The following is a 7,899-nucleotide window of genomic DNA, read 5'->3' on the forward strand; positions in this document are numbered from 1 at the left end:
GGTCCGTTGATGGTCGCTGCCGCCGGGTACAGCCATTCGTCCTCGTTGCTGTCCGGCGCCCTGGACAACCTGGGTGACGCGGCGACCTATGCGTTGAGCCTGGCGGTGGTCGGCGCAGGCCTCGTGGCCAAAGCGCGGGTTGCCCTGTTCAAGGGATTGCTGATCCTGGCGGCGGCCCTCGTGGTGGCTGCGCAGATCGGATGGCGGTTGCTGCACCCGGAGGTGCCCCTGTTTGCCAGCATGGGCCTGGCGGCGCTGCTCAACCTGGCCGCCAACGCGGCGTGCCTGTGGTTGCTGACCCCTTATCGCAACGACGACATCAACCTGGCGTCCGCCTGGGAATGCTCGCGCAATGACCTGTATGAGGGCGCATCGGTGTTGCTGGCCGCGGGCCTGGTAGCGCTGTTCGGTGCGGGCTGGCCGGATCTGCTGGTAGCGGTCGCACTGCTGGTGCTGTTCCTGCGCTCGGCGTTGCGGGTCCTGCGCTCGGCCTGGGAGGAACTGCGCAGCGCGCGCCTGCTGGCGTCGTGAGTGCGCGTCTGTAACCGTCGCATCCGCGCCAGGCTGTATGTGACGCAGGCCATGGCCACGCTCTAAGCTTGCTGGGTTTTCCTGCGTGGATGTTGAAATGGCCCTGCATACCTGGTGGTGGTTCCTGGCCACGGTCTTTGTCCTGTGCGGCACGCCTGGGCCGAACATGCTGCATATCCTCGGCCGCAGCGTCGGACTCGGCTTCCGCGGCAGTGTGCCGGCGATGGCCGGTTGCCTGCTGGCGATGCTGCTGGTGCTGGCGGCCTCCGCAGCGGGCCTGAGTGCGCTGCTGCATTCCTCGCCGATGCTGTTCGAGGTGCTGCGCTATCTGGGCGTGGCCTATCTGGCCTGGCTGGGCCTGAGGGCATGGCGCGACAGCTGCCGTCCCGCGCCTCCGGTGACGGTGGATGCCGCACTGCCGATGACGCCGACGCTTGGTGCCTGGACCGTGTTCCGTGGTGGCCTTCTGGTGGGTCTGAGCAATCCCAAGCTGCTGCTGTTCGCGGCGGCGTTCCTGCCGCAGTTCGTCGATCCGTCGCGCAGCCAGGCGGTGCAGTACAGCGTGCTGGTCGCCACCTTCGCGGCCTGCGAACTGTTCTGGTACGTGATGTACGCGGCCGGCGGTCACGGCCTGCGGCGTTGGCTCGCAAAGCCATTCGCGCGGCGCTGGTTCGAGCGCCTGGTGGGAAGTGTGTTCCTGGCGTTCGCGGTGGCGCTGCTGCGTTTCCGCCCGCGCTGATTCACGCCGTGCACGCGGCCTGTTCACGACTGCGGCATCGGCCGCAGCCTAAGTTGATCCTCCAGTTTGGAATCCCTGCGGGGAAAGGATCGACATGATCAAGTGGGCCATCATTTTCGCCGTCATCGGCATCATCGCGGGCGTGCTCGGCTTCGGTGGCATTGCCGGTGCCGCGGTCGGCATCGCCAAGTTCCTGTTCTGGGCCGGCATCATCATTGCCGTGGTGTTGTTCCTGCTCGGCATGAGCGTGGCCAAGAAGGTCAGCTAGCGCCGTGGTCGCGCGGCAGTGTGCTCAGTGCGCGCTGCTGCGCGAGAACAGGTTGATCACCAGCACGCCGGCGCAGATCAACCCGATGCCGATCAGGGCCGGTGCATCCAGGCGCTGCTTGAACACCACCAGCCCGATCAGCGAGATCAGCACGATGCCGACACCGGACCAGATCGCATAGGCGATGCCGGTCGGCACCGACTTCATGGTCATCGACAGCAGGTAGAAGCACAGCCCGTAGCCGACCAGTGCGCCCAGCGTCGGCGCCAGCCGGCTCATGCCATCGGAAGCCTTCAGCAGCGAGGTGGCGATCACCTCCAGCACGATGGCGGCAGCGAGATAGGCGTAGGGGTTCATCATCGGCTCCGGTTCACTGCGGGTCGCACAGCTTCAGCGCCTGCTCGGCCATCGCCACTGCGTTGATGCGCTCGTCTTCGTCCAGCGGGCGCCCGTAGGCGGTCGCCCAGTAGCCATCGGCGGCGCAGCGCGCGGCATACAGCCGTGGGTCGCCGGCTTCGTCAGGGAACTCGGCCAGCATCGCGCGCTTCCAGTCGCGCCAGTGCGCAAGCAGGCCCGGTTCCATCAGGTTGCCCAGGGTCAGGCCGATGTCGTTCTCCTGTTCCTGCTGCAGCAGATGTTCGAAGTTGGCCTGCACATAGGCACGGCTGAAACAGCCATGGCCCTTCGGGTTTTCCTGCAGCAGGGCACGCACGCGCGCTTCGAATTCGCCAATCAGTGCCCCGATGGCTTCGTCGACCAGGGCCTGCTTGTTGCTGAAATGATGGAACAGCGCGCCCTTGCTGACCCCGGCTGCCTGCGCGACGTCCTGGACGGTCAAGGCCGCCAGGCCCTGTTGGCCGATCACTGCGATGGTGGCCTGCAGCAGCGACTGGCGCACGCTGTCGGGCGCCTTGCGGCGCGAGCGGGAAGGGGATGCGGACATGGCAGGAAGAAACCGACTGGACGGTACGATTGTAGCGCAGGCTTTGCTTTGCGCTGCGCTGCCACCGCCGGCAAGAGGCCGGCAGCCTGGACTCAATCGCCGATACGTGCGAAGCGCGGTTGCGGTCCGTGTTCGCCAGGAACCTGTTCAATGAACATGGGATACGGACGGACCCAGAGGCCGCCTTCGCCATAGAGGGCGCGATACAGCACCATGGGCTGCAGGGTTTCACTGCTGCGCACGATGTCGATCACTTCGTACTCGCCGCCCTTGAAGTGGCGGTAGCGGCCCGGGGGGAGGGAGGGCAGCGGGCTCAATTCAGCCATGGCGGGCACTGCTCACTTGCGGGCCGGGCTGGCCGGCTTCGCGCAATAACTGTCGATGGCCTCGGCGGTATTGGCCAGGCCCTGGTCCTGCGCCAGTTCCCACGGGCGTTCGCATCGCTGGCTGTGCTCGCACCACTGGTAGCCGGCCGAACCGATGCAGCCGTGGGCATCTCGATCACCGCCGACAACCGGCGTGGCAGGCGAAGCAGCTGCGGCATCGGCGCGGGCGGCTGCCTGATCCTGGCTCGCGCAGGCGGCCAGGAGCAGCAGGGCTGGAATCAGAAAAAGCGCTTTCATCGGGCGGGCTCCGTGCCTAAAGCAACAGTGTCCGCCGTGCTCAATCCGGCATCAAGCACTCAATGCACGGCAGCGCGGATCAGCTCCTCGATCAGCACGACGTAGCTGGCCACGAAATAGAACTTCAGCAGCGTGCCGCGCTGCTGTGAGAAGAAGGTGCGCATGTGGAAGGGGCCCCTGTTGATGACGATAGTGTGAAGCTCCGCTGACTCCGTGACAAGGATCACGAAAATGAACTCGTTAAACCGGCTCAGGGTTGTGAGGGCGCGGGAATCCGACCCAATGGCGCGGCATTTTCGTACATGTCTGATAGGCCGCAGCGCAGGCGCTCGCTAGCCTGATGGTGTACCGGCTGCAGGAGGGGGCCGCTGCCGGTGCATCTTTCCGTCCTGCAGGAGTTTTCCATGGTCATCACTGTCCAATGCAATGCACGGCACTGGTCCGTGCTGGATCCACGCGCCGGTGAGGCCAGCAGCTACGCGCGGGGTGCCGATGCGTTCGATGCCGCCGCAGCACTTGCCCTGGAGCATCACCGTCGCACCGGCCAGCGCAGCACGGTGCGGGTCGAGGCGCTGGGCAGCGCGGTGGATGCGTTGCACGTCGGCGGCTGAAGCCTCTCGGCGGCGCAGTCAGCCGCGGTTGAGTTGTTTGAATGGGGAAAAACCGTGGTGGTGTGCCCCCCTGTGCGCCGCGCCACGAATCCCGGATGCTTGCGCCATCGTATTCATCTGGAGATATCGATGGGCAAGGCACTCACCTGGCGCACTGCGGCCTGCACCCTGCTGCCAATGCTGGCCGCCGCCGCCGGCGGCGCTCAGGCACAGAGCTACGGTTACGGCTATGACGATGACCGCTATGGCGGCCGTGAAGGCAGCGGCATCGTACGCTGCGAGTCGATCAAGAATCGTAGCAACGAGTGCCGCCTGGAGGGGCGGGCGCGGATGATCCGCCAGCTGTCCGGTTCGCCCTGCGTGGAAGGTGAGACCTGGGGCCAGTCACGCTACGGCGTCTGGGTAACCCAGGGCTGCCGCGCCGAATTCGTCGGTGAGTACCGTCGTGGTGGCGGCTGGGGTAACGGCAATGGCAACGGTTGGGGCGGCGGTGAGGTGATCACCTGCCATTCCAATGGCCACCGCCAGGAGTACTGCGACGCCCGCATCCGCCGCGGCGTGCGCCTGGTTCGCCAGGATTCGCGCAGTGCCTGCATCGAGGGCCAGACCTGGGGCTGGGATCGCCGGGGTATCTGGGTCAGCGACGGCTGCCGGGCCCAGTTCCAGGTGAATTGAGCGTGGCCCTCTAAAATCAGAAAAATCTGATACAGCTCACATTTTGAACTGTCGTATCTTCTGCGATCAGGGCACCTCTGTGTGTCCCTGATCTGTTGCGATGATGCCTGCCGTGATCGGCAGGAATGTTCCGCTACCGTCGATACGCTGCCTCAAGGAGTGAGCCGCATGTTGATCCGCCTGCAATGCGAACAGCGCCAATGGCGCGTGCTGCATCCGGAACGGCCGGAGCCGATCGATTTCCGCGACGGTGCCCGGGCCTTCGACTTCGCTGAAACCCTGGCGCGCCTGCACTTTGTCGATACCGGGCAGCGCGCTGCCGTGCGCGTGGAAGCCAGCGGCGCCTTCGTGGAAGCGGTCAGCTACGGCTGAGCGCGGGGGCGCAGGTGGCGGCAACCGGGGGCTTTGTCCATGCCATCCACGCATGGCGTGGATCTACCGGGTGTGGCATCCACGCGTAGCGTGGATGCACCCGTTCGGGGAATGGATGCGTGTCTCCGGTAGATCCACGCCATGCGTGGATCCGCCGTCTGCTGAGCTGCTTCAGCCCGCCGCGCTCAGCGGTGGGGTACCCGCGGCCAGCTGAGGCCAACGCTTGAGTATCGCTGCACGGATGCCCGCAGCGTCGATGCCGGCTTCGGCCAGCAGGTCCTCGCGGCTGGCGTGGTGCTGGTAGCTGTCGGGCAGACCCAGGTGCAGGATCGGGCGCAGCACGCCTTCGGCATTGAGCAGCTCACCGACGCCGGAGCCGGCGCCACCGGCCACCACGTTGTCTTCGATCGTCACCAGCCCCTCGTGCTGGGCGGCGACAGCCAGCACCAGCTCGCGGTCCAGCGGCTTGATGAAACGCATGTTGACCACGCTCAGGCCCAGTTCGCGGCCAACCTGTTCGGCGGCGGCCACGGTGCTGCCGAAGGCGAGCAGGGCGATGCGGCTGCCCTGCAGGCGCAGCTCGCCCTTGCCGATCGGCAGGGTGGACAGGTCGGTGCCGGCGGCGACGCCGGTGCCAGTGCCGCGTGGATAGCGCACGGCGGCCGGGCCCGGGTGCTGCAGGCCGGTGCTGAGCATCTGCCGGCACTCCGCTTCATTGGATGGCGCCATCACCACCATGTTCGGCACGCAGCGCAGGAAGCTCAGGTCGAGGTTGCCGGCGTGGGTCGCACCGTCCGGGCCGACCACGCCGGCGCGGTCGATCGCGAACAGTACATCCAGGTCCTGGATGGCCACGTCGTGCACCAATTGGTCGTACGCGCGCTGCAGGAAGGTCGAATAGATCGCCACCACCGGCTTGCCCCCCTGGGTCGCCATGCCGGCGGCCAGCGTGACCGCGTGCTGTTCGGCAATCGCCACGTCGAAGTAGCGCTGCGGGTATTCCTTGCTGAAACGCACCAGGCCGGAGCCTTCGCGCATCGCCGGGGTGATGCCGTAGAGGCGTGGCTCGGCGGCGGCTGCATCGCACAGCCAGTCGCTGAACACGTCGGTGTAAGTGGGCTTCCTGGCGCCGGCCTTGGCCACCAGGCCCTTGTCCGGATCGAACGGACCCACCGCGTGATACCCGATCTGATCGCCTTCGGCCGGCTCGTAGCCCTTGCCCTTTGTCGTCATCACGTGCAGCAGCTTCGGGCCCTTGGAGGCGCGCAGCGTCTTCAGCGTGGACAGCAGGGCGGGCATGTCGTGGCCGTCGATCGGGCCGGTGTAGTGGAAGCCCATTTCCTCGAACATCGTGGACGGCACGAACATGCCCTTCCAGTGTTCTTCCCAGCGCTTCACGAAGCGCGCCGGGTTGTTCTTCTTGTCGCCGAGGATCTTCTTGCCGCCTTCGCGCAGTGCATTGAGCGTGCGGCTGCCGGTGGCGCGGCCGAGCATCTTGGTCAGGCCGCCGACCGCCTCGGAGATCGACATGTTGTTGTCGTTGAGGATCACCAGCAGGTTCGGCTCCGGCTCCATGCCGCCGGCGTGCATCAGCGCTTCGAAGGCCATGCCGGCGGTCATTGCACCGTCACCGATCACCGCAACGACCTGGCGGTTGTCGCCTTCGGACTGGCGAGCGATGGCCATGCCAAGCGCGGCGGAGATCGAGGTCGACGAATGGCCGACGCCGAAGGTGTCGTACTCGCTCTCTTCACGTTTCGGGAACGGCGCCACGCCGTCCTTCTGCTTGACGGTGTGGATCTCGTCGCGGCGCCCAGTCAGGATCTTGTGCGGGTAGGTCTGGTGACCGACGTCCCAGACCAGCTGGTCCTGCGGGGTCTGGTACAGGTAGTGCAGGGCCACGGTGAGTTCGATCACGCCCAGGCCGGCGGCGAAGTGGCCGCCGCTCTTGCCCACCGATTCGATGAGGTAGGCGCGCAGTTCGTCGGCGACCGCCCTCAATTCGGATTCGTCGAACGTGCGCAGGTCATCCGGTGTCTGGATGCGCGCGAGGCGGGGATAGCGGGCAGAGTCGATCATCATGTTCGCACTTGTTCTGAATGCCCATTTTCGCCCTCAAACGGGGGTGGGGCAAGCAAACGCCGCCGCCCGTGACAGGACGGTGAGGGTTGCATTTTCGGCGATTCAAGTGCTCAGTTTTGAACGCTTCGGCAATTGCGCCTTCAGGAAGGCCATCTGGTCGGCCAGGATGTTGCGGTTGGACAGGATCAGATGCTCGATCCAGCTGGGCCGGTAGGGCACCGCCAGCAGGGGCATTCCGGCCTGCTGCGGGGTGCGGTCGCTCTTGCGCGAGTTGCAGTGGAAGCAGGCGGTGACCACGTTTTCCCAGCAGTCCAGGCCGCCTTTGGACAGCGGCATGACGTGGTCGCGGGTGAGTGTGGGGCGGTTGAACTGCTGGCCGCAGTACATGCACAGGTGGGCGTCGCGGGCGAACAGGGCCGGGTTGGTCAGGTTCGGCGTCGGGTCGATCGCGCGGGAGCGGGCGTGGCCGCGCGCGGCGATGATCGGGTGCAGGTCCATCCCGCTCTGCAGGCCGCTGAAGCGGTTGGTGCCGCCATGGATGTGCAGGCAGGGATCGCCGAGTGTCCAGGCGACGGCTTCGCGGGCGTAGAGGCACGCCGCGTCCTGCCAGGTGATCCAGTCCAGTACGCGTCCGTGGGCATCAAGCGAGAGCAGCCGGACGGAACCGGGTCGATGCAGCGTCGTGGCGTTGGGCGATGCTTCGGCGCCCGGAGCAGAAAACGGAGCTCCGGCTTCGATCAGACCCAAGCGTGTAGTGTCTGTCTCCATCGGGAGAACAGCTTATACCTGAATTGTTGGGGTTTTGGGGTTGGGCCCCGGGGGGCGGCCCCCCACCCCCCACCCCCGGCCCCGGCCGGCTGCCAATCCCCCCCCCCGCCCGGCGCCCCCCCGCAAAAAAAACGGGGTTTTTTACCAAAAAAAAATGGGGGGGGCCCGGCCGGGGGGGGGACATTTTTAGCAGCGCTAAACCCTATTAACCCAAACCCCGCCGATAAACCCCAAAATATTTTTTTTGGTTTAAACCCCCTATTTTTTTAATATTAAAGATAAACTCC

12 protein-coding genes are annotated in these 7,899 nt (G+C 65.8%); 6 read left to right on the top strand and 6 right to left on the bottom strand.

All coding sequences use genetic code 11. The annotated features are described in order from the left end of the window. From QRO91_RS21150 to QRO91_RS21160, 3 genes are all read left to right on the top strand, one after another. On the top strand, positions 1–531 hold a 531-nt coding region (locus tag QRO91_RS21150; protein ID WP_285310553.1), incomplete at its 5' end, for a cation transporter. A gap of 97 nt (positions 532–628) precedes the next feature. Continuing rightward, on the top strand, positions 629–1,270 hold the full coding sequence (locus QRO91_RS21155) for a LysE family translocator (RefSeq protein WP_197620248.1): 642 nt from the start codon (positions 629–631) through the stop codon (positions 1,268–1,270). A 94-nt stretch (positions 1,271–1,364) separates the two neighbouring features. After that, on the top strand, positions 1,365–1,538 hold the full coding sequence (locus QRO91_RS21160; protein ID WP_049430366.1) for a DUF1328 domain-containing protein: 174 nt from the start codon (positions 1,365–1,367) through the stop codon (positions 1,536–1,538). Between the two features lie 24 nt (positions 1,539–1,562). On the opposite strand, the gene QRO91_RS21165 is transcribed toward QRO91_RS21160, so the two are convergent. From QRO91_RS21165 to QRO91_RS21180, 4 genes are all read right to left on the bottom strand, one after another. Further along, positions 1,563–1,895 carry an SMR family transporter gene (locus QRO91_RS21165; protein ID WP_049430384.1) on the bottom strand — a complete coding sequence of 111 codons (333 nt, stop codon included), beginning with the start codon at positions 1,893–1,895 and terminating at the stop codon, positions 1,563–1,565. A 13-nt stretch (positions 1,896–1,908) separates the two neighbouring features. Beyond that, positions 1,909–2,481, bottom strand: coding sequence for a TetR/AcrR family transcriptional regulator (locus QRO91_RS21170; protein ID WP_111113478.1), 573 nt, complete (start codon positions 2,479–2,481; stop codon positions 1,909–1,911). A 92-nt stretch (positions 2,482–2,573) separates the two neighbouring features. Next, positions 2,574–2,807, bottom strand: coding sequence for a DUF1653 domain-containing protein (locus QRO91_RS21175; RefSeq protein WP_049430363.1), 234 nt, complete (start codon positions 2,805–2,807; stop codon positions 2,574–2,576). Between the two features lie 12 nt (positions 2,808–2,819). Further along, positions 2,820–3,104, bottom strand: a complete 285-nt coding sequence (locus QRO91_RS21180; RefSeq protein ID WP_049430361.1) for a hypothetical protein — start codon at positions 3,102–3,104, stop codon at positions 2,820–2,822. Positions 3,105–3,508: 404 nt separating this feature from the next. Between QRO91_RS21180 and QRO91_RS21185 the strand changes: the two genes are divergently transcribed. From QRO91_RS21185 to QRO91_RS21195, 3 genes are all read left to right on the top strand, one after another. Continuing rightward, positions 3,509–3,715, top strand: coding sequence for a hypothetical protein (locus QRO91_RS21185; RefSeq protein WP_049430358.1), 207 nt, complete (start codon positions 3,509–3,511; stop codon positions 3,713–3,715). A 129-nt stretch (positions 3,716–3,844) separates the two neighbouring features. Further along, the gene (locus tag QRO91_RS21190; protein WP_197650631.1) at positions 3,845–4,390 is read left to right on the top strand and encodes a DUF3011 domain-containing protein; all 546 of its coding nucleotides are present in this window, start codon (positions 3,845–3,847) and stop codon (positions 4,388–4,390) included. Between the two features lie 168 nt (positions 4,391–4,558). After that, a complete protein-coding gene (locus tag QRO91_RS21195; protein ID WP_049430354.1) occupies positions 4,559–4,762 on the top strand; it encodes a hypothetical protein in 204 nt (67 codons plus the stop codon). Between the two features lie 171 nt (positions 4,763–4,933). Here QRO91_RS21195 and dxs read toward each other — a convergent pair whose 3' ends face one another. Both dxs and QRO91_RS21205 read right to left on the bottom strand, forming a co-directional pair. Next, complete coding sequence (dxs, locus tag QRO91_RS21200) at positions 4,934–6,841, bottom strand: 1-deoxy-D-xylulose-5-phosphate synthase (protein ID WP_049430382.1); 1,908 nt, start codon at positions 6,839–6,841, stop codon at positions 4,934–4,936. 105 nt (positions 6,842–6,946) lie between these two features. Then, the gene (locus QRO91_RS21205; protein ID WP_019336875.1) at positions 6,947–7,612 is read right to left on the bottom strand and encodes an HNH endonuclease; all 666 of its coding nucleotides are present in this window, start codon (positions 7,610–7,612) and stop codon (positions 6,947–6,949) included. Positions 7,613–7,899: the final 287 nt, after the last annotated feature.

The organism is Stenotrophomonas maltophilia group sp. Smal32 (assembly GCF_030237085.1).
In the GTDB taxonomy this organism is placed as follows: Bacteria; Pseudomonadota; Gammaproteobacteria; order Xanthomonadales; family Xanthomonadaceae; genus Stenotrophomonas; species Stenotrophomonas maltophilia_Q.

Bases quoted from the DNA above. Each gene is read 5' to 3' on its own strand.
- QRO91_RS21165 (WP_049430384.1), bottom strand. From the start codon at position 1,895: ATGAACCCCTACGCCTATCTCGCTGCCGCCATCGTGCTGGAGGTGATC.
- QRO91_RS21175 (WP_049430363.1), bottom strand. From the start codon at position 2,807: ATGGCTGAATTGAGCCCGCTGCCCTCCCTCCCCCCGGGCCGCTACCGC.
- QRO91_RS21195 (WP_049430354.1), top strand. From the start codon at position 4,559: ATGTTGATCCGCCTGCAATGCGAACAGCGCCAATGGCGCGTGCTGCAT.
- QRO91_RS21190 (WP_197650631.1), top strand. From the start codon at position 3,845: ATGGGCAAGGCACTCACCTGGCGCACTGCGGCCTGCACCCTGCTGCCA.
- QRO91_RS21155 (WP_197620248.1), top strand. From the start codon at position 629: ATGGCCCTGCATACCTGGTGGTGGTTCCTGGCCACGGTCTTTGTCCTG.
- dxs (WP_049430382.1), bottom strand. From the start codon at position 6,841: ATGATCGACTCTGCCCGCTATCCCCGCCTCGCGCGCATCCAGACACCG.
- QRO91_RS21170 (WP_111113478.1), bottom strand. From the start codon at position 2,481: ATGTCCGCATCCCCTTCCCGCTCGCGCCGCAAGGCGCCCGACAGCGTG.
- QRO91_RS21205 (WP_019336875.1), bottom strand. From the start codon at position 7,612: ATGGAGACAGACACTACACGCTTGGGTCTGATCGAAGCCGGAGCTCCG.
- QRO91_RS21160 (WP_049430366.1), top strand. From the start codon at position 1,365: ATGATCAAGTGGGCCATCATTTTCGCCGTCATCGGCATCATCGCGGGC.
- QRO91_RS21180 (WP_049430361.1), bottom strand. From the start codon at position 3,104: ATGAAAGCGCTTTTTCTGATTCCAGCCCTGCTGCTCCTGGCCGCCTGC.
- QRO91_RS21185 (WP_049430358.1), top strand. From the start codon at position 3,509: ATGGTCATCACTGTCCAATGCAATGCACGGCACTGGTCCGTGCTGGAT.